The organism is Nocardioides sp. (assembly GCF_044226765.1).
Classification (GTDB): Bacteria; Actinomycetota; Actinomycetes; order Propionibacteriales; family Nocardioidaceae; genus Nocardioides.
Genome location: NZ_JBGAGJ010000005.1, coordinates 49,142 through 67,907 on the forward strand (window position 1 = coordinate 49,142; position 18,766 = coordinate 67,907).

Genomic DNA, 18,766 nt, shown 5'->3' on the forward strand with positions numbered 1-18,766 from the left:
GTGCTCCGGGGGTGCGCCAACTAGGCTCGGTGATCATGGCGGAGTATGTGTTCACCCTGCGCAACGTGCGCAAGGCCCACGGTGACAAGGTCGTCCTCGACAACGTGACGCTGTCGTTCCTGCACGGGGCGAAGATCGGCGTCGTCGGGCCCAACGGCACCGGCAAGTCCTCGTTGCTCAAGATCATGGCGGGGCTCGACCACGCCAACAACGGCGACGCGATCCTCGACCCCGACGCGACGGTCGGCATGCTCCAGCAGGAGCCGCCGCTCACCGAGGGCAAGACGGTGCAGGAGAACGTCGAGGAGGCGGTCGGCGAGCTCAAGGCCAAGATGGCCCGGCTCGACGAGCTGTACATGTCGATGGGCGACCCCGACGCCGACCTCGACAAGCTGAACGAGGAGGCGGGCAACCTCCAGACCGAGCTCGACCACGCCAGCGCCTGGGACCTCGACAGCCGCCTCGACCAGGCCATGGACGCGCTGCGCTGCCCGCCGCCGGACGCCCTGGTCGACAACCTCTCCGGTGGCGAGCGCCGCCGGGTGGCGCTGTGCAAGCTGCTCCTGCAGCAGCCCGACCTGCTGCTGCTCGACGAGCCCACCAACCACCTCGACGCCGAGTCCGTCCAGTGGCTCGAGGGTCACCTGAAGTCCTACCCGGGCGCCGTCCTCGCGGTCACCCACGACCGCTACTTCCTCGACAACGTCGCGGAGTGGATCCTCGAGCTCGACCGGGGTCGCACCCACCCCTACGAGGGCAACTACTCGACCTACCTCGAGACCAAGAAGGAGCGCCTCAAGATCGAGGGGCAGAAGGACGCCAAGCGCGCCAAGATGCTGGAGAAGGAGCTCGAGTGGGTGCGCTCGAACGCCAAGGCGCGCCAGACCAAGAGCCGCTCCCGCCTCGCCCGCTACGAGGAGATGGCGGCCGAGGCCGACCGGATGCGCAAGATCGACACCTCCGAGATCAACATCCCGGCCGGACCGCGCCTGGGTGACGTCGTGCTCGAGGCGAAGGGACTGACCAAGGGCTTCGAGGGTCGGGTCCTCATGCACGACCTGTCGTTCTCGCTGCCGCGGGCAGGCATCGTCGGCGTGATCGGCCCCAACGGCGTCGGCAAGACCACGCTCTTCCGGATGATCACCGGCACCGAGGCTCCCGACGCCGGCGAGCTGAAGGTCGGCAGCACGGTCAAGCTGTCGTACGTCGACCAGAGCCGCGGCGGCATCGACCCGAACAAGAACGTCTGGGAGGTCGTCTCCGACGGCCTGGACTTCATCAAGGTCGCGAACTTCGAGATGAACTCGCGCGCCTACGTCGCCTCGTTCGGCTTCAAGGGCCCGGACCAGCAGAAGAAGGCGGGGGTGCTCTCGGGTGGCGAGCGCAACCGGCTCAACCTGGCGCTGACCCTGAAGATGGGCGGCAACGTGCTGCTGCTCGACGAGCCCACCAACGACCTTGACGTCGAGACCCTGTCGTCCCTGGAGGACGCGATCCTCGACTTCCCCGGATGTGCCGTGGTCACCTCGCACGACCGGTGGTTCCTGGACCGCGTCGCCACCCACATCCTCGCCTGGGAGGGCGACGACGAGGACGGCGGCAAGTGGTTCTGGTTCGAGGGCAACTTCGCCGCCTACGAGGAGAACAAGATCGAGCGCCTCGGCCAGGAGGCGGCCCGCCCCCACCGGGTCACCCATCGCCGCCTGACCCGCGACTGATCTACGCCGTCGAGTGGGGCCTGATTCGCCCGTGAGTCGGGCCTGGTTCCCCGAGAGCGGGAACTCGGCCCCACTCAACGGGAACCGGGCCCGACTCAGCGGCGATTGGCGGGAGCGTCCCTGATCTCCATCTCGGGGTGCGCGGCGACCAGGTGGTCGGCGACGGCGTTCATGACGCGGCCGACCGCCTGGAAGTCCTCCTTGCTCACCAGGTCGACGAGGTTGTCGCGCACCCCCGTGACGTGGACCGGTGCGGTGCGCACCAGCAGGTCCCAGCCCTTGTCGGTCATCGACGCGATGACACCGCGCCCGTCCTCCGGGGACGACGACCGGCTCACCAGTCCCGCGCGCTCCATCCGGCCGATCGTGTGCGTGACGCGGCTGCGGCTGTGGGCGAGTGCGGCAGCGAGCTGTGCCATCCGCATCTGCCGGCCCTCGCGCTCGGAGAGCCGCACCAGGATCTCGTACTCGACCATCGACAGGTCGCACACCCGGTGCAGGTCGTCGTCGAGGCGGTCGAGGAGGAGGGTCATGCCCATCACGAGCGCGCGCCAGGAGCGTTGCTCGTCCTCGTCGAGCCAGGTCGTCCCCGAGTCCCCGTCGTCCGTCACACCGGCAGTCTAGGTCGCACGCGGCCCGGTCAGAGCCGCTCCAGGATGAGTGCCATGCCCTGGCCGCCACCCACGCACATCGTGATCAGCCCGGTGGACTTGTCGTGCCACTCCAGCGAGTTGAGCATGGTGTTCTGCAGCCGGGCGCCGGTCATGCCGAAGGGGTGGCCGACCGCGATCGCGCCGCCGTTGACGTTCAGGCGGTCCAGGTCGATGCCGAGGTCCTGGTAGGACGGCACGACCTGGGCGGCGAACGCCTCGTTGATCTCGACCAGGTCGATGTCGCCGATGCTCATCCCGGCGTGGGCCAGCGCCCGCTTGGTCGCCTCGACCGGACCGAGTCCCATGATCTCGGGGGAGAGACCGGAGACGCCGGTCGACACGATCCGCGCCAGCGGCTTGAGGCCGAGCTCGGCGGCCTTCGTGTCGGACATGATCACGACCGCCGCGGCGCCGTCGTTCAGCGCACAGCAGTTCCCGGCGGTGACGACGCCGTCGGGACGGAAGACCGGCTTGAGGTCCTTGATCCCGTCGTAGGTGACGCCGGCGCGGGGGCCGTCGTCGGCGGAGACGACGGTGCCGCTCGGCGTGGTCACCGGGGTGATCTCGCGGGCCCAGAAGCCGTCGTTGATCGCCTTCTCGGCGAGGTTCTGCGAGCGGACACCGAACTCGTCGAGCTCCTGGCGCGACAGCCCGCGCAGACGGGCGACGTTCTCGGCGGTCTGGCCCATCGCGATGTAGACGTCGGGCACGTCGCCGTCCTGCCGCGGGTCGTGCCAGTCGACGCCGCCCTCGGCGGTCTTCGCGGTGCGGGCCTCGGCGTCGGCGAAGACCGGGTTCTTGGTGTCGGGCCAGTGGTCGGAGGTGCCCTTCATGAACCGCGACACCGTCTCCACGCCCGAGGAGATGAACACGTCGCCCTCGCCGGCCTTGATCGCGTGGAACGCCATCCGGGTGGTCTGGACCGAGGAGGAGCAGTAGCGGGTGATCGTCGCCCCGGGGACGTCGTCGAGCCCGTTGAGCACGTTGACGACGCGCGCCATGTTGTTGCCGGACTCGCCGCCGGGCAGGCCGCAGCCGAGGTAGTGGTCGTCGATCGTCGTCGGGTCGAGCTCCGGGATCTTGTCCAGCGCCGTCTTGACGATGAACGCCGTCAGGTCGTCTGGCCGGAACTCGGTCATCGAGCCCTTGTTGGCCCGACCGATCGGCGTGCGGGCGGCGCTGACGATGACTGCCTCGGGCATGGGGACTCCGTTCGACGAGGACGTGCGGGCGGCGACTGCCGCGCCCACAGTAGAGCGCCCAGGGTAGACCCGGGTCCTGGTCAGGAAGACGAGGCGTACGTCACGTCACCGGGGCGCCGGCCATCGTGCTCCCGAGCAGCTGGAGCGACTCGGCCAGGAACGCGGTCCGCTCGTCCTCGGGCTTGAGCAGGGCCGTCAGCAGCAGACCGTCGTACGACGCCACCAGCGCCTCGGCGCGCGCGGCACCGTGCTCCTTGCCGAGCGTGGTCATGATCCCCTCGACGATGGTGACGAGCCGGGCCCGGTGGGTCGCGAGCACCTGGGCGAGCCCGGGGTCGCGGGTCGCCGCCATGGTGAGCTCGAGCCGGGCCACCAGCAGGTCGCGCTGGTCCAGCCAGCGCAGCAGCAGCCCCAGGGCGGCGTCGAAGCCGTGCGGCTCGTCGGAGTGCAGCAACCGGTCGGCCAGCTCGTCGACGTCGGCCAGCAGCTGGCCGGACACGTGCTCGGCCAGCGCCGCCTGGAGGGCGTGCCGGGTGCGCAGGTAGGCCGAGCAGCTGCCCTCCGGCAGCCCGGCCCGCCGGTCCACGGCGCGGTGGGTGAGGCCCTTCAGGCCGCCGTCCGCGATCACCGCCTGAGCCGCGTCGAGCAGCTGGCGGCGGCGCGGGCTCTCGGACATGCGGACCTCTCGTGCGGGCCCGGCCGGATCCGGGCGGCCTGTGAGCGGTGACACTACCCCGCTCCGTTTGAACCGCGGGAACGATCGGGTACCTTCTACATACGTAGATACTACATTTGTAGAAAGGATCGTCCCATGGAGTACTTCACCGGTCTCTCGACCCTGTACCCGCTCGCCGTCGCCCTCCTGGTCGTCATGGCCGTCGTCGCCGTCGTCGCGCTCACCGCGCTGACCCAGACGCTCGTCGTCAACCGCAAGCAGCGCGTCGCCCGGCACGAGTCGATCCCGGCGTACTACCGCCGCGTCGTCGTCAGCCACTGATCGCCCGACCGGGGGCGCCGACGACCGGCCGCCCCGGTCTGGCAGCATCGGGGACGTGCGGCACACCTACCAGTGCCCGATGCGCTGGGCCGACCTGGACCTTCTCGGGCACGTCAACAACGTCGTCTACGTCGACTACCTCCAAGAGGCCCGCGTCGACATGCTCCGCACCCACGGCCCCGCCGCCCGCACCGGCGACCTGGCCGAGGGGGTGGTGGTGGCTCGCCACGAGGTGAGCTACCTGGCCCCGCTCACCTTCGGGTTCGAGCCGGTGACCATCGAGTCCTGGGTCACCTCCATCCGGGCCGCGACCTTCACCGTCGCCTACGAGATCTTCCACGAGCGCGACGGGGTCCGGCACGTCTACGCCCGCGCGGCGACCGTGCTCACGCCCTACGTCTTCGCCGAGGAGCGGCCCCGGCGGCTCACCGAGGTGGAGCGCACCACGCTCGGCGTCTTCCTCGAACCTCCCGAGGAGTCACGCCCCCGCCAGCCGATGCCGCGCGTCCGGGCGGACGAGGCGGTGCACTACCCGGTCCGGGTGCGCTTCTCCGACGTCGACGTCTACGGCCACGTCAACAACGTCAAGTACTTCGAGTACCTCCAGGAAGCGCGGATCGCGATGACCGCGCAGCTGTGGAGCGGGCTCGAGCCCACGAGCATCGTGGTGGCGCAGACCGACGTCGACTACCGCCGACCGATCCTCTTCCGCCCCGAGTCGTACGACGCCTGGTCCTGGGTCTCCCGCGTCGGGTCCCGCTCCGCGGGCATCGACTCGGTCATCACCGACGGCTCGGACGTGCTGGCCTCGGCCCGCGTGACGATCGTGTTCTTCGATCCGCGCACCGGCCGCTCGGCGGCGCCGCCGGAGCCCTACCTGGCTGCGCTGCGCTCGCTGCTCCCCAGCTGAGCCCCCAGCCGGGTGGAGAGCCTCCTGAGCGCGCGGTGGTGTGCCACCCGCACCGAGGCGCTCGAGATGCCGAGCGCGCTCGCCGTGGCCGCGACGTCGAGGCCGACCACCTCGCGGCAGGCGACGACCTCACGCTCGCGGGTCGGCAGGGTGCCGAGCAGCTCCAGCACCCAGGCGTCGGCCACGCACGCCGCCTCCGGCCCCGCGACAGCAGGAGGGTCGGGGAGCGCGACCGGGTCGGTCGGACGGGTGCCGCGGCGCAGGCCGCGCCGGTGGGCGTTGGCCCCCAGCTTGCGCGCGATCCCGAAGAGCCACCCGGCGAAGTCCGACGACGTGCCGTGGAAGGAGCCGATCTTCTCCGCGGCGGTCAGCCAGGCCTCGGCGGCGAGGTCGTCGGCGGAGACGGCCGTGTCGGCCACGGGCCGGGTGCTCAGCCACACCACGAGCCGGCCGGCGTGCGCCCGGTAGAGCGCGCGCCACGCCGCGGGGTCGCCCTGCTTGGCCCCCGCCACCACCTCGTCGTCCGCCGCGGTCACCTCGTCCCGTGGCTCCCTCGTGCGGGATCGGCAGGCCGGTCCCCGGCGTGTGCGTCCGGCCCCGGCGTCCGGGTCGGATGAGCGGGGTGCGTCGGGTGGGCCGGATGCGTCGGATGAGCGGGGTGCGAGGGGTGCGCCGGCCCCGGGTCGCCTCCCGACCCGTGGGGATGCGCCTGCCCGGTCGCGTGGGCTGAGGCCTGCGCCGAAGGGTGGGCGGAGCCGGGCGAGGCGACCGTCGGGCCCGCTGCGGGGGTGCCGACGGTGACGTGTGCCTGCCCGGCGGGGGCGGGGGCAGGACCCGATGGCGGGGCGGTTCGCCCACCGCCGGAGGGAGACGGGGGCGCGACGACGGTGCCGACCGGGCCACCCGAGGTCCTCGGGCTGCCTCCCGGTCCCGGCGCGGGGGACGTCGTGACGCCGGGTCGGCCGGGTCCGAGAGGATCCGGCGCCGGGGCGGGCTCGCTGACCCCCGGCGGGCGGATGCCGGTCAGCCAGGCGATCCCGATGAGCACCGCGGCCACCGCGACGGGCACCAGCGCGACGCGCCAGCCGCCGGTGGACGCAGGCTCCGAGCCGGCGCGCCGGCACAGCTCGGCGAGGAACGCCTCGTCCGGCTCCAGGGTCGGCACGACGGCCCGCAGCGGTCGTGGTGGTGGGTGGTCGCCCATGGAGGTCCTCCTACCCCCGGTGGGTGGTCCCGACGCCTGGCGAGGGACGGATGGACGGCGACGGGACCACCCGGTCCGGGGTCAGCGCCCGGCGGCGCCGGCCGTGCGCCGGGTCGGGTGGTCGTCGGCCAGGGTCGTGGTGGTCCTGCGCATGAGGAGCTCCTCGAGCTGGGGGTGGCGGGGGATCCGCCCGGTCACCCTTCACCTGTCACGACGACCCGCCCGCGTTACACCTCACTCGAAGGTGTTGACCATGAACTGCGCTGCGTGCGTGACGTAGTCCCACATCTGGGCGTCCTGCTCGGGGGTGAGCTGGACCTCGTCCAGGCCGGCCCGGAAGTGGGTCAGCCAGTGCTCCTTGGCCTCCGGCGTCACGGCGAACGGCGCGTGGCGCATCCGCAGCCGCGGGTGACCGCGCCGGTCGGAGTACGTCGTCGGGCCGCCCCAGTACTGGACCAGGAACAGCAGGAACCGCTCCTCGGCCGGCCCGAGGTCCTCCTCGGGGTAGAGCGGGCGAAGCACCGGGTCCTCGGCGACGCCCTCGTAGAACTTCGCGACGATCCGCCGGAACGTGTCGAAGCCGCCGATCTCCTCGTAGAACGTCACCCGACCATTGTGACGAGCGGGCGGTGGCGTGGTCACACCGGCGTGCAAGACTCGCTGGCGTTTCCTGTCCCCGACACCCACACGACGAGGAGATCACCGCTCATGGCAACCACCCGCACCGCCAGCACGCGCTGGGAGGGCAGCCTCTTCGAGGGGGCCGGCAAGGTCACCCTGGAGTCGTCCGGCATCGGCACCTACGACGTGTCGTGGCCTTCGCGCGCCGAGGAGGCGAACGGCAAGACCAGCCCCGAGGAGCTCATCGCCGCGGCGCACTCGTCCTGCTTCTCGATGGCGCTGTCCAACGGGCTCGCCAAGGCCGGCACGCCGCCGACGTCGCTGGACACGCGGGCCGCCGTGGAGTTCACCCCGGGCACCGGCATCACCGGCATCACCCTGACGGTCACCGGGGTCGTCGACGGCATCAGCAACGACGACTTCGTCGCCGCGGCGCAGGCCGCCAAGGAGGGCTGCCCGGTCAGCCAGGCGCTGGCGGGCACCACGATCACGCTGGAGGCGTCGCTCGCCTGAGCGCGACTAGCCCTCGACGGCCTCCTCCTCGCGCTCGCCGTGCGCGGAGGAGGCCGTCTCCTCGTCGCGGTGCCAGACGACCCGCTGGGGCAGAGGGATCTCGATGCCCTCGTGGTCGAAGCGGGCCTTGATCCGCTGTCGGAGCGCGCGGGCGACACCCCACTGCTCCATCGGAGCCGTCTTGATCAGCACCCGCAGCGTCACGGCGTCGGGGCCGAAGACCTCCACGCCGGTCACCTCCGGCTCCTCGATGACGACGTCCTTGAAGTCCTCGTCCTGCCACAGGTCGTGGGCCACGTCGCGGAGCACCTGCTGGGCCCGGACGAGGTCCTCGTGGTAGCCGACGTTGACGTCGACGACCGCCCGCGACCAGTTCTGGCTCATGTTGCCCACTCGCACGATCGCGCCGTTCGGCACGTACCAGACGGTGCCGTTGAGGTCGCGCAGCCGGGTCACCCGCAGGCTCACCGCCTCGATCGTGCCGCTCGCCTCGCCGAGGTCGACCACGTCGCCCACGCCGTACTGGTCCTCGAAGATCATGAAGATGCCCGAGAGGAAGTCGCGCACAAGCGACTGGGCCCCGAAGCCGAGCGCGATGCCGATGATCCCGGCGCTCGCGATGATCGGGGCGATGTCGACGCCGAGCTCGCTGAGCACCATGGTCCCGATCACCGCGATGAGCAGCCCGGTCACGACGCTCTTGAGCAGGTCGCCCATGGTCTTGGCCCGCTGGACCCGGCGGGTCTGGCTGGCCAGGTCGCGGACGGTCGCCTCCTGCGCGGCCTTGCCGCGCGCGCCGAACCGGCTGAGCTGGTCAGGGAGGACGCCGTCCTCGGCACGTGCCACCAGCCGGTCGATCACCCGGTGGAGCATCCAGCGGATGCCGAAGAACAGCAGCAGCAGGAACGCGATCGTGAGCGGACGGCCGATGAGGACGTCGGAGGCGTTCGCGACGGTGTGGTTGTTCGTGACCTGGTAGGTCCACTCGCAGATGTCGTGGCCCTGGTCACAGGGGCTGTCGTCGAAGCCGAGCATGGCCACCATGTCTACCGCACCGGGCAAGGTCCACTCGACCCTCCCGGGGGTGCGCCGGGTCCTGGGGTCGATACGCTGTGCCCGTGACCTCCCAGCTCGTGCACCTCGCTCGTCGTGCCAGTGTCGTCCTGCTCGCCGGTGGCCTGCTCGTCGCCGCCGGCGGTCCCGCCGGGGCGGACGTCCCCGAGTTCTGGGCCGAGCCGTACGACGTGGACCCGCTGCACACCGTCCTCGTGTTCGTCGGCATCCCGCTGCTGCTGTTCGTGACCATCACCGCGCTCGTGATCATCCCGGGCGTCGTGAAGGGCGAGCGGTTCACGCCGGGCGGCCAGGCCACGGCCGACCAGTGGTTCGGCGGCCCGCGCACCGGGACGGCCGAGCTGCCCGCCCCGGACGCCCAGCAGGCGCAGGACCCGGAGTCCGGAGGCGCAAGTGGGCGTTGGTGAGTTCAACGGCAACGAGCGCTACCAGGTCGACGAGGCGATCCGCCAGGCCGAGCTGGTCTCCCGCTACGAGTTCAGCGTCTTCGTCGGGCGGACCGTCGGCGAGCCGCGGTCCTTCGCCCAGCGGCTGCACGCCAGCCTCGTCGCGCCGGCCCGCAGCGTCCTGATCATGCTCGACCCCGCCCAGCGGGTGCTCGAGATCGTCACCGGCGCCGACGTACGACGCCACCTGAGCGACCGCGAGGTCGAGCTGGTGTCGCTGCAGATGCAGAGCCTGTTCGCCGCGGGCGACCTCGTCGGCGGCCTGCGTCGGGGCATCCAGATGCTCGCCGAGCACGCGGTCGCCCCGGACACCCTCCACGCAGACCAGCCGTAGGGCAGCGGCGCTCCTCCGCCGACGAAGGGCGGCGACCCGTCCGTGGTCACCGCCCTTCGTCACCGGGTCTCGAGGCTCGTCGCTTGCGCTCCTCGCACCTCGCCCGGCCTGCTATCCGTGCTGGGCGTCAGTCTCCTGCGCGGCCAGGGCCCGCAGCACGTCGGCCCGACCCTCCTGGACGTAGCGCAGCGCCCCCTTCGGGGCGTCGTTGGCGGCGAGCCAGGCGTCGACCCGCTCCACGAGCTCGCGCGAGCCCAGTGCCTTCGGGAACCCGTACTCCAGGAGCACCGAGCCCTTGTGGAAGCCGAGGGTGTCGATGCACGTCTCGGCGGCCTCGAGGTAGCGGTCGAGGTACGGCGCCAGCGCCTCGTCCTGGCCGTAGCGGAAGATCGAGAGGACCATCTCGCGCATCGTCTCGTTCGGGGTGCCGGGGTCGAGGATGGCTCGCCATCCGTCGGCCTTGGCGTCCGCCGTCGGCTGGGCGACCCGGGCCGCGGCGGCCTTCTCCTTGCCGGAGATGGTGTTGTCCCGCTCGAGCTCGGCATCGATCTCGGCGTCCCCGAACCGGCCCGAGGCGGCCAGCGAGGCGATCAGGACCCAGCGCAGGTCCTGGTCGACGGCGAGGCCCTCGACCGCGAACGAGCCGTCCAGTAGGCCCGCGACGTCACCGAGCGCGGCGTCGCTGTGCGCTGCGGACGCGTACGAGCGCGCGAACGTGAGCTGGTGGTCGCTGCCAGGCTCGGCGGCCAGCAGCAGCTCGCGCAGGCCCGCCTCCCACTCGGCTCGCAGGGCGGCGCGGCCGGCCGGGGCGCTGTAGGCGTTGACGGCCAGGGCGGCGTACGCCGGGATCCGGGTGACGCCCCACGCGTCGGTCTCCGCGCCGATGTTGGCGAGCACCAGGCGAACGAAGTCCGTCGCAGCCATCTCGGCGTCGCGGGTCATGTCCCAGGCGGCGCTCCACACCAGGGCCCGGGCGAGCGAGTCGTCGAGCTTCGACAGGCCCGAGGTCACGGTGGCCAGCGACCGCTCGTCGAGGCGGATCTTGGCGAACGCGTGGTCGTTGTCGTTGAGCAGCAGCAGGTCGGGTTGCTTCACCCCGACCAGCGCCGGGACCTCGGTCTCGGGGCCCTCGACGTCGATCTCGAGGTAGTCGCGCCGCACGAGACGCCCATCGGCCGCGGCGTCGTACACGCCGATGCCCAGCCGGTGACGGCGCAGCGTGGGCTGGTCCGGGTGGGCGGTCTGCAGGACGCGGAACGAGGTGTAGGCGCCGTCGCCGTCGACCTCGAACGCCGGGGCGAGGGTGTTGACGCCGGCGGTCTGCAGCCACTCCTGCGCCCAGCCCTGGAGCTCGCGGCCCGACGACTTCTCCAGGGCCAGCAGCAGGTCACCGAACTCGGCGTTGCCGAACTCGTGGTCCTTGAAGTACTGCCGCAGGCCGGCGACGAACGGGTCCAGCCCGACCCAGGCCACCAGCTGCTTGAGCACCGAGGCGCCCTTGGCGTAGGTGATCATGTCGAAGTTGACCTCGACCGCGTGCAGGTCGACGTTGTCGGCGGCGATCGGGTGGGTGCTGGGCAGCTGGTCGGCGCGGTAGCCGGTCTGCTTGCGGGCGTTCGCGAAGCCGGTCCACGCGTCGGTGAACTCGGTGGCCTCGGCCTCGCACCAGTAGCAGGCCCACTCGGCGAACGACTCGTTGAGCCAGAGGTCGTCCCACCACTTCATCGTCACCAGGTCGCCGAACCACATGTGCGCCATCTCGTGGGTGATGACGGAGGCCCGGAACTCGTAGAACGAGCGAGGCTGGCGGCTGCGCGGCAGGTACTCGTCGCGCAGCGTCACGCAGCCGGCGTTCTCCATCGCGCCCATGTTGTACTCCGGCACGTAGAGCTGGTCGTACTTGCCGAAGGGGTAGGGGTAGTCGAACTGCTCCTCGAAGAACGCGAAGCTCTGCTCGGTCAGCTTCACGAGCTCGTCGACGTCGAGGTGCTCGACCAGCGACTGCCGGCAGTAGTGGCCGAGCGGGATGTCGCCGTGCTTGCCGCGGTAGACGTGCTGGACCTCGTGGTACTCACCGGCGACGATCGCGGTGATGTAGGTCGACATCCTCTTGGTCGGCTCGAAGCGCCAGACGGCCTTGCCCTCGCTGACCGGCTCCGGCTCCGGGCTGGGGGAGTTCGAGACCACCTTCCAGGTGTCGGGCGCGACGACGGTGAAGGTGAACGGCGCCTTGAGGTCGGGCTGCTCGAAGGTGGTGAACACCCGGCGGGCGTCGGGCACCTCGAACTGGGAGTAGAGGTAGACGCGGCCGTCGGCCGGGTCGACGAACCGGTGCAGCCCCTCGCCGGTGTGCGAGTAGGTGCAGTCGGCGCGGACCACGAGCTCGTTCTCGGCCTGCAGGCCCGTGAGCGCGATGCGGCTGTCGGCGTACGCCGTCGCCGGGTCGAGCCGCTCGCCGTTCAGGGTGATCTCGTGGACGATCGCGTCGACGAGGTCGGCGAAGGTCTCGGCACCGGGCTCGGTGCAGGTGAACCGGATCGTGGTGGTCGATCCGAAGGTCTTGTCGCCCGTCGTGAGGTCCAGGTCGATGGCGTACGACGTGACGTCCAGGAGGGCGGCGCGGGTGGCGGCCTCGTCCCGGGTGAGGTTGGTTCCAGGCATGCGATGCATCCTGCCATCCGGGGGGTCGCGCGCCGAATGCCGCCGGGTGCGGGGAGGATGTCCCGGTGACCCACCCGGGCCGGCACGTCGTCCCCCTGCGTGAGGCCGCACGCGCCTGGTTCCTCATCTCCTGGCAGACGTTCGGCGGTCCGGCCGGTCAGATCGCGGTGATGCACCGCGAGCTGGTCGAGGAGCGGCGGTGGATCGGCGAGCGCCGGTTCCTGCACGCGATGAGCTTCTGCCTGCTGCTCCCCGGACCGGAGGCCCAGCAGCTGGCCGTCTACAGCGGGTGGCTCCTCAACGGCTGGGTCGGTGGCGTGATCGCGGGCGGGCTGTTCGTCCTGCCGGGCTTCCTGACGATCCTGGCGCTCTCCTGGGTGTACGTCGCGCACGGTGACTCGACCCTGGTGACCGGCGTGCTGCTCGGGCTGGCGGCCGCGGTCATCCCGATCGTCGTCCAGGCGGTGCTACGCCTGGGCAGGCGGTCGCTGCACAGCCGGCTGCTGGTGGGGCTCGCGGTGGCGGCCTTCGTCGCGCTCGCGGTCCTCGCGGTCCCGTTCCCCCTCGTGGTGCTCGCCTCCGGCGTGGCCGGCTGGCTGCTCGGTCGCTGGCGGCCCGACCTGGCCCGCCGTCCCGAGCCGGACGACTCCGACGCGCCGGCGCCCCTGATCCCCGACGACGCGCTGCACACCGCACCCCGCTCGGCCCGGCGCAGTCTGGCGTACCTCGTCGCCGGCCTGGTGCTGTGGGCGGCGCCGGTCGCGGCGGCGTACGCGCTCGCGGGCGGCCAGCGGACGGTCTTCACCGACCAGGGCCTCTTCTTCGGCGGGATGGCGCTGGTGACGTTCGGCGGTGCCTACGCCGTGCTCTCCTACGTCGCACAGGCCGCGGTCGAGCACTACGGCTGGCTCACCGCCCAGGAGATGGTGCGGGGGCTGGCGCTCGCGGAGACGACACCTGGGCCGCTGATCATGGTGGTCCAGTTCGTCGCCTTCCTCGGTGCGTTCCGCGACCCCGGCAGCCTGGGCCCCTGGACGGCGGCCGTGCTGGCGTCCGTCCTGGTCGTCTGGGTCACCTTCGTCCCCTGCTTCCTCTTCGTGTTCGTCGGCGCTCCCTACGTCGAGCGACTGCGGGACAACCGGTCGCTGAGCGCGGCGCTGACGGGCGTCGGCGCCGCGGTGGTCGGCGTGATCGCCAACCTGGCGCTCTACTTCGCCGTGCACACCCTGTTCGCCGAGGCCGAGCGCATCGGTGGGGACCACCTCGGGCTGCTCGTGCCGGTCTGGTCGTCCTTCCAGTGGCAGCCGGCGGTCCTGGCGGCGCTCGGCGCCACCCTCGTGTTCGGGCTGCGCTGGCCGGTGCTGCGGACGCTGGGGGTGTGCGGGCTCGCGGGCCTCATCGTCGCGGTGCTCACCTGAGGAATGCGGACCGGGGTCCGGTTCGTTGGGACGGACATGACCTCTCCCACCTCGAACGGCGCCGACTTCTGGTTCGACCCTGCCTGCCCCTTCGCCTGGATCACCTCGCGGTGGATCCTCGAGGTCGAGCAGGTCCGTGACATCGAGGTCACCTGGCACATCATGAGCCTGGCCTACCTCAACCAGGACAAGGCCATCTCCGACGACTACCGCGCGTTCCTCTCGACCGCGTGGCAGCCCGTCCGCGTCCTGATGGCCGCCGAGCAGAAGTACGGCAAGGAGGCGCTGCTCCCGCTCTACACCGCGATGGGCACCCGGATCCACCTCGAGAAGCAGGACAAGGACCGCGCGATGATCGAGGCGGCGCTCACCGAGGCCGGACTCGACCTGAGCCTGGCCGACGCGATGGACGACCCGTCGTACGACGAGGCGATCGCGGCGTCGCACGAGCGTGGGATGAGCCAGGTCGGCAACGAGGTCGGCACGCCCACCATCGCGTTCAACGGCCGCGCCTTCTTCGGGCCGGTCATCTCCAAGGCGTCGCGCGGCGAGGAGGCCGGCCGGCTGTGGGACGCCTGCGTGACGCTGTCGGACTACCCGCACTTCTACGAGCTCAAGCGCAGCCGCACCGAGGCCCTCGACTTCACCTGAGGACCGGTCCTACGTTGGCCTCATGACGCACACGGAGTGGGGTGACGAGGTCCGGGTGCTGGCCCGGGCCGTGGACCAGGCGGGGGACGTGCTCGACCACGTCCACCGAGACGCCCTGGGTGGCTCCACGCCCTGTGCGGACTGGGACCTGGCCGCGCTCGCCGATCACCTGGTGCACGCGCCGCGGCAGTTCCTGTCCGCGATGCAGGGCGAGGAGATCGACTGGAGCGCAGTGGCGCCGCACGTCGAGGAGGAGTGGGGCCCGGCCTTCCGCGTCGCCGGCGACGACCTGGTGCACGCCTGGCACGCCCACAGCGGTGAGATCCCGGTCCCTGCGGACATGCAGACCGCGGAGCTCGCCCTGCACACCTGGGACGTCGCGCAGGCGATCGGCTACCCGGTCGACCAGCTCGACGCGGAGGTCGCCGAGCGCGGTCTCGCGTTCCTGCGGGCCAACCTGCCGGCCGAGGCCCGCGGCGGCGCCTTCGGCCCCGAGCAGGAGGTCTCCGACGACGCCGGCGCCTACGACCGGCTGGCGGCGTACGCCGGCCGGTCGATCGGCTAGCTCCCGGTTGTCGCGCCCCGCACTCGGGCGGTCGAGCGATGCGGTTTCACCACGGTATGCAGGTGAACCACCACTTCCCATGGTGTGCCCGCCGTGGGAGGTGCCGGTTCACCGACAGACCGTGATGAACCTGCGCCTCAGGGGGCGAGAGGACCGCGGTGCGACCGGATGCCTGGAAGCAGCTGCGACGAGGAACCCGCGTACCCGCTCAGCCGGCCTGCCGGTCGCCGGACGGACCCCGCGGCGAGCACCGCCGGAAACCCGGTGGCGCCGACTCCCTAGGATTGGCGGGTGAGCAAGGTCCCCCCGTCCGAGGTGCTCCTGTGAAGGTACTCAGCGCCGTCGCCTGGCCGTACGCCAACGGCCCACGCCACATCGGCCACGTGGCCGGCTTCGGCGTGCCCTCCGACGTGTTCAGCCGGTACATGCGGATGACGGGCCACGACGTGCTGATGGTGTCGGGGTCCGACGAGCACGGGACCCCGATCCTCATCGCCGCCGCGGAGGAGGGGCTGACGCCGCAGGAGCTCGCGGACCGCAACCACCGGGTCATCGCCGAGGACCTCGCGAGCCTGGGGCTCACCTACGACCTCTACACGCGCACCACCACGCGCAACCACCACGCCGTGGTGCAGGAGCTGTTCCTCGGTGTCTACGAGAACGGCTACTTCGTCGAGCAGACGACGTACGGCGCCATCTCGCCGTCGACGGGGCGCACCCTGCCCGACCGCTACATCGAGGGCACCTGCCCAATCTGCGGGTACGCCGGCGCCCGGGGTGACCAGTGCGACAACTGCGGCAACCAGCTCGACCCCCACGACCTCATCGACCCGCGCTCGAAGATCAACGGCGAGGCGCCGGAGTTCATCGAGACCCAGCACTTCTTCCTCGACCTGCCCGCGCTGGCCGACGCGCTGGGGGAGTGGCTCGACGGCAGGGCGGCGACGGGGCTGTGGCGGCCGAACGTGATCCGCTTCAGCCGCAACATCCTCGAGGAGATCCGGCCCCGCTCGATGACCCGTGACATCGACTGGGGCATCGCCATCCCGCTCGAGGGCTGGCGGGAGAACCCGACCAAGAGGTTCTACGTCTGGTTCGACGCCGTCATCGGCTACCTCTCGGCCAGCATCGAGTGGGCGCGCCGACTCGGCGAGCCGGACCGGTGGCGGGAGTGGTGGAACGACCCGGACGCCCTGTCCTACTACTTCATGGGCAAGGACAACATCACCTTCCACAGCCAGATCTGGCCGGCCGAGCTGCTGGCCTACTCCGGCAAGGGCGCCAAGGGCGGCACGCCGCGCGAGCTCGGCGAGCTGAACCTGCCGACCGAGGTCGTCAGCAGCGAGTTCCTGACGATGGAGGGCCGCAAGTTCTCCTCCTCCAAGCGGGTCGTCATCTACGTGCGCGACCTGCTCAGCCGCTACCAGCCCGACGCGTTCCGCTACTTCGTGGCCGCGGCCGGCCCCGAGAACCAGGACTCCGACTTCACCTGGGCGGAGTTCGTGCGCCGGACCAACGACGAGCTCGTCGCGGGCTGGGGCAACCTGGTCAACCGCACGGCCAACCTGGTCGCGAAGAACTTCGGCGAGATCCCGGCGGCCGGCGAGCTCACCGAGGAGGACCAGGCGCTGCTCGACCGGGTCGAGGCGTCGTTCGACGTCGTGGGAGACCTGATCGGCCGGCACCGCCAGAAGCAGGCGATCGGCGAGGCGATGCGCGTGGTCGCCGACGTCAACAAGTACGTCTCGGACTCCGAGCCCTGGAAGATCAAGGACGACCCGGTCCGTCTCGGGACGATCCTCCACGTCGTCGCCCAGTGCGTCGCCGATCTCAACCTGGTGCTCAGCCCGTTCCTGCCGTTCGCGGCCAACGAGGTCGACCGGGCGCTCGGCGGCGCCGGCGACGTGGCACCGATGCCCCGCATCGAGGAGGTCGACGACCTCGACGGCGGACCGCCGTACCCCGTCATCACGGGGGACTACTCCGGCTTCCCGGCCTGGGAGCGCCGGCCGATCGTGCCCGGCACGCCGGTCGCGAAGCCCACGCCGATCTTCACCAAGCTCGACGCCTCGGTCGTCGACGAGGAGCTCGCCCGCCTGGGCGGCTGAGGAGGCCGGGTCAGCCGTGCGCGAGGGAGAGCCGAGCCGGACCGCCTTCGGCGCCGCCGCCCTGCGCGCGGTGCACCAGGAGGTCGACGACCCGCGGATCTTCACCGACCCGCTCGCGCGACGGATCCTCGGCCCGGCGCCGCTGCCCGAGCGGTCCCGTGAGCGACCGCGCCTGCGGCTGTTCATCGCGGTGCGGCACCGCTTCGCCGAGGACGCCCTGGCCGCCGCGGTCGCCCGGGGCACCGACCAGGTCGTCGTCCTCGGCGCCGGCCTGGACACCTTCGCCTACCGCAACCCGCACCCGGGGACCCGGGTGTTCGAGGTCGACCACCCGGCCACCGCGGCGTGGAAGCGCGAGCAGCTGGCCGAGGTCGGGATCGAGGTGCCGGAGGACCTCACGTACGTCGACGTCGACTTCGAGACCGACGACCTCCTGGAGCGGCTGGTGGATGGTGGGCTCGACGCGACCCGGCCGGCGTTCTTCCTGTGGCTCGGTGTGGTGCCGTACCTGACCCACGACGCGGTCGTCACCACGCTGAGCGCGATCGCGTCGATCCCCGGTGGCGAGGTCGTGATGGACTACGTCCGCCCGGTCGCCGAGTCCGAGGCCGTCGCGCACGCCCGCCGCGCCGAGCTGCAGGCGACGGTCACCGACCTGGGCGAGCCGTTCACCGGTGGGCTGCACACCGAGGAGCTGCACGCGCTGCTGCGCCGCCTCGGCTTCGACGAGATCGAGGACATCGGCCGGCGCGAGATCCGCAGCCGCTATCTCGGTAGGCCGCCCGGTGACGAGGACGGCGACGCCCACGTGCTCCGGGCGCTCAGGAGTCGGTGACCCGACCCCGCAGCGCCTTGGTCTCGCCCCGCTGCTTCTTGGCCTCGAGGCGGCGACGCTGCGAGCCGCGGGTCGGCTTCGTGGGTCGGCGGTCCGGCGGCGGCGGCGCGAGTGCGGCGCGGATCTGCTCGGCCATCCGCTCCCGTGCCGCGACCCGGTTGCGGTGCTGGGACCGGTGCTCGCTCGCGACCACCCGGACCCGGGGCGACGGGAGCCGGGCGAGCAGTCGGGCGCGCTGGGCGTCGGTGAGCGCGGCGGACGTCGCGACGTCGTACTCCAGCTCCACACGGGTGTCGCTGGTGTTCACCGACTGGCCGCCCGGTCCGGGGGACCGGGAGAACCGCTCGACGAGCTCGCCGGCCGGGACGACCAGCCCGTCCGGGACGCCGGGGCCCGGGGCGACGACGAGGTCGCCGTTCATCCCCGGCGACGCCACTCGATGGCGGGGCAGGTGTCCATCACCATCGGGACGCCGGCCGCCAGCGTGCGGTCGAACGCCGCCTCGTCGACGACCCCCAGCTGGAACCACACGCCCCGGGCCCCGATGGCCACCGCCTGGTCGGCGAAGGGCCCGGCGGCCTCGGACCGCCGGAACACGTCCACCACGTCGACGGGGAACGGCACCTCGGCGAGGGTGGCGTAGCCCTGCTCGCCGAGCACGGTCGGGGCGTCGGGGTGGATGGGCACGATCCGCTTGCCCCGCGACTGCAGCAGCGAGGCGATCGAGTACGCCGTGCGGCTCGGGTCGCCGGACAGGCCGACAACCGCCCACGTGGTGCAGTCGTCGAGCATGAGACGCACCCGGTCCGGGTCCTGCCAGTCGCTCACGTGCCCAGCCTCCACGGGACCCAGCCTA

The 18,766-nt window shown here is 71.6% G+C and carries 20 protein-coding genes; 11 read left to right on the forward strand and 9 right to left on the reverse strand.

What is annotated here, in order from left to right:
- The first annotated feature begins 35 nt into the window (after positions 1–35).
- Positions 36–1,718: an energy-dependent translational throttle protein EttA gene (gene ettA / locus ACILRH_RS12375; protein ID WP_395693693.1), complete on the forward strand. Its 1,683-nt coding sequence runs from the start codon at positions 36–38 to the stop codon at positions 1,716–1,718.
- A gap of 95 nt (positions 1,719–1,813) precedes the next feature.
- Here ettA and ACILRH_RS12380 read toward each other — a convergent pair whose 3' ends face one another.
- From ACILRH_RS12380 to ACILRH_RS12390, 3 genes are all read right to left on the reverse strand, one after another.
- Entirely contained in the window at positions 1,814–2,329 is a 516-nt protein-coding gene (locus ACILRH_RS12380; protein ID WP_395693695.1) for a MarR family winged helix-turn-helix transcriptional regulator, read from the reverse strand.
- A gap of 29 nt (positions 2,330–2,358) precedes the next feature.
- Positions 2,359–3,573 (reverse strand): acetyl-CoA C-acetyltransferase, encoded by a 1,215-nt coding sequence (locus ACILRH_RS12385; protein WP_395693697.1) that lies wholly within the window; start codon positions 3,571–3,573, stop codon positions 2,359–2,361.
- Positions 3,574–3,673: 100 nt separating this feature from the next.
- The gene (locus tag ACILRH_RS12390) at positions 3,674–4,249 is read right to left on the reverse strand and encodes a TetR/AcrR family transcriptional regulator (protein ID WP_395693699.1); all 576 of its coding nucleotides are present in this window, start codon (positions 4,247–4,249) and stop codon (positions 3,674–3,676) included.
- A gap of 135 nt (positions 4,250–4,384) precedes the next feature.
- Between ACILRH_RS12390 and ACILRH_RS12395 the strand changes: the two genes are divergently transcribed.
- Both ACILRH_RS12395 and ACILRH_RS12400 read left to right on the forward strand, forming a co-directional pair.
- Complete coding sequence (locus ACILRH_RS12395) at positions 4,385–4,570, forward strand: hypothetical protein (protein ID WP_395693700.1); 186 nt, start codon at positions 4,385–4,387, stop codon at positions 4,568–4,570.
- A gap of 55 nt (positions 4,571–4,625) precedes the next feature.
- Entirely contained in the window at positions 4,626–5,480 is an 855-nt protein-coding gene (locus ACILRH_RS12400) for an acyl-CoA thioesterase (protein WP_395693701.1), read from the forward strand.
- Here ACILRH_RS12400 and ACILRH_RS12405 read toward each other — a convergent pair.
- The gene (locus ACILRH_RS12405; RefSeq protein WP_395693703.1) at positions 5,444–6,016 is read right to left on the reverse strand and encodes an RNA polymerase sigma factor; all 573 of its coding nucleotides are present in this window, start codon (positions 6,014–6,016) and stop codon (positions 5,444–5,446) included. The two genes, ACILRH_RS12400 and ACILRH_RS12405, sit on opposite strands and share 37 nt — an antisense overlap.
- 902 nt (positions 6,017–6,918) lie before the next feature.
- The gene (locus tag ACILRH_RS12410; RefSeq protein WP_395693705.1) at positions 6,919–7,290 is read right to left on the reverse strand and encodes a globin; all 372 of its coding nucleotides are present in this window, start codon (positions 7,288–7,290) and stop codon (positions 6,919–6,921) included.
- Positions 7,291–7,392: 102 nt separating this feature from the next.
- On the opposite strand from ACILRH_RS12410, the gene ACILRH_RS12415 reads away from it, so the two are divergent.
- Entirely contained in the window at positions 7,393–7,818 is a 426-nt protein-coding gene (locus ACILRH_RS12415) for an OsmC family peroxiredoxin (protein WP_395693707.1), read from the forward strand.
- A 6-nt stretch (positions 7,819–7,824) separates the two neighbouring features.
- On the opposite strand, the gene ACILRH_RS12420 is transcribed toward ACILRH_RS12415, so the two are convergent.
- Positions 7,825–8,853: a mechanosensitive ion channel family protein gene (locus ACILRH_RS12420; protein ID WP_395693709.1), complete on the reverse strand. Its 1,029-nt coding sequence runs from the start codon at positions 8,851–8,853 to the stop codon at positions 7,825–7,827.
- Positions 8,854–8,936: 83 nt separating this feature from the next.
- On the opposite strand from ACILRH_RS12420, the gene ACILRH_RS12425 reads away from it, so the two are divergent.
- Together ACILRH_RS12425 and ACILRH_RS12430 are read left to right on the forward strand one after the other, a co-directional pair.
- Positions 8,937–9,299, forward strand: coding sequence for a hypothetical protein (locus ACILRH_RS12425; protein WP_395693711.1), 363 nt, complete (start codon positions 8,937–8,939; stop codon positions 9,297–9,299).
- Positions 9,286–9,672 carry a DUF5130 family protein gene (locus tag ACILRH_RS12430; RefSeq protein WP_395693713.1) on the forward strand — a complete coding sequence of 129 codons (387 nt, stop codon included), beginning with the start codon at positions 9,286–9,288 and terminating at the stop codon, positions 9,670–9,672. The genes ACILRH_RS12425 and ACILRH_RS12430 overlap by 14 nt, the downstream gene beginning before the upstream one ends.
- A 111-nt stretch (positions 9,673–9,783) precedes the next feature.
- On the opposite strand, the gene pepN is transcribed toward ACILRH_RS12430, so the two are convergent.
- Positions 9,784–12,333, reverse strand: coding sequence for an aminopeptidase N (pepN, locus tag ACILRH_RS12435; RefSeq protein ID WP_395693715.1), 2,550 nt, complete (start codon positions 12,331–12,333; stop codon positions 9,784–9,786).
- A 65-nt stretch (positions 12,334–12,398) separates the two neighbouring features.
- On the opposite strand from pepN, the gene chrA reads away from it, so the two are divergent.
- From chrA to ACILRH_RS12460, 5 genes are all read left to right on the forward strand, one after another.
- Complete coding sequence (gene chrA / locus ACILRH_RS12440; protein ID WP_395693717.1) at positions 12,399–13,751, forward strand: chromate efflux transporter; 1,353 nt, start codon at positions 12,399–12,401, stop codon at positions 13,749–13,751.
- Between the two features lie 36 nt (positions 13,752–13,787).
- Positions 13,788–14,402 carry a DsbA family protein gene (locus ACILRH_RS12445; RefSeq protein WP_395693719.1) on the forward strand — a complete coding sequence of 205 codons (615 nt, stop codon included), beginning with the start codon at positions 13,788–13,790 and terminating at the stop codon, positions 14,400–14,402.
- 22 nt (positions 14,403–14,424) lie between these two features.
- Positions 14,425–14,967: a TIGR03086 family metal-binding protein gene (locus ACILRH_RS12450; RefSeq protein ID WP_395693721.1), complete on the forward strand. Its 543-nt coding sequence runs from the start codon at positions 14,425–14,427 to the stop codon at positions 14,965–14,967.
- A gap of 323 nt (positions 14,968–15,290) precedes the next feature.
- Positions 15,291–17,075: a methionine--tRNA ligase gene (metG, locus tag ACILRH_RS12455; RefSeq protein ID WP_395693723.1), complete on the forward strand. Its 1,785-nt coding sequence runs from the start codon at positions 15,291–15,293 to the stop codon at positions 17,073–17,075.
- A 16-nt stretch (positions 17,076–17,091) separates the two neighbouring features.
- On the forward strand, positions 17,092–17,910 hold the full coding sequence (locus tag ACILRH_RS12460; protein WP_395693724.1) for a class I SAM-dependent methyltransferase: 819 nt from the start codon (positions 17,092–17,094) through the stop codon (positions 17,908–17,910).
- Here the strand turns inward: ACILRH_RS12460 and arfB are convergent.
- Both arfB and ACILRH_RS12470 read right to left on the reverse strand, forming a co-directional pair.
- Positions 17,897–18,331 (reverse strand): alternative ribosome rescue aminoacyl-tRNA hydrolase ArfB, encoded by a 435-nt coding sequence (gene arfB, locus ACILRH_RS12465; RefSeq protein ID WP_395693725.1) that lies wholly within the window; start codon positions 18,329–18,331, stop codon positions 17,897–17,899. The genes ACILRH_RS12460 and arfB overlap by 14 nt on opposite strands.
- The gene (locus tag ACILRH_RS12470) at positions 18,328–18,738 is read right to left on the reverse strand and encodes a CoA-binding protein (protein WP_395693727.1); all 411 of its coding nucleotides are present in this window, start codon (positions 18,736–18,738) and stop codon (positions 18,328–18,330) included. The genes arfB and ACILRH_RS12470 overlap by 4 nt, the downstream gene beginning before the upstream one ends.
- Positions 18,739–18,766 lie beyond the last annotated feature (28 nt).

Excerpts from the sequence above, each read along its gene's own strand:
- ettA (WP_395693693.1), top strand. The coding sequence starts at position 36 with ATGGCGGAGTATGTGTTCACCCTGCGCAACGTGCGCAAGGCCCACGGT.
- ACILRH_RS12385 (WP_395693697.1), bottom strand. The coding sequence starts at position 3,573 with ATGCCCGAGGCAGTCATCGTCAGCGCCGCCCGCACGCCGATCGGTCGG.
- ACILRH_RS12390 (WP_395693699.1), bottom strand. The coding sequence starts at position 4,249 with ATGTCCGAGAGCCCGCGCCGCCGCCAGCTGCTCGACGCGGCTCAGGCG.
- ACILRH_RS12395 (WP_395693700.1), top strand. The coding sequence starts at position 4,385 with ATGGAGTACTTCACCGGTCTCTCGACCCTGTACCCGCTCGCCGTCGCC.
- ACILRH_RS12415 (WP_395693707.1), top strand. The coding sequence starts at position 7,393 with ATGGCAACCACCCGCACCGCCAGCACGCGCTGGGAGGGCAGCCTCTTC.
- ACILRH_RS12420 (WP_395693709.1), bottom strand. The coding sequence starts at position 8,853 with ATGCTCGGCTTCGACGACAGCCCCTGTGACCAGGGCCACGACATCTGC.
- pepN (WP_395693715.1), bottom strand. The coding sequence starts at position 12,333 with ATGCCTGGAACCAACCTCACCCGGGACGAGGCCGCCACCCGCGCCGCC.
- ACILRH_RS12445 (WP_395693719.1), top strand. The coding sequence starts at position 13,788 with ATGACCTCTCCCACCTCGAACGGCGCCGACTTCTGGTTCGACCCTGCC.
- ACILRH_RS12450 (WP_395693721.1), top strand. The coding sequence starts at position 14,425 with ATGACGCACACGGAGTGGGGTGACGAGGTCCGGGTGCTGGCCCGGGCC.
- arfB (WP_395693725.1), bottom strand. The coding sequence starts at position 18,331 with ATGAACGGCGACCTCGTCGTCGCCCCGGGCCCCGGCGTCCCGGACGGG.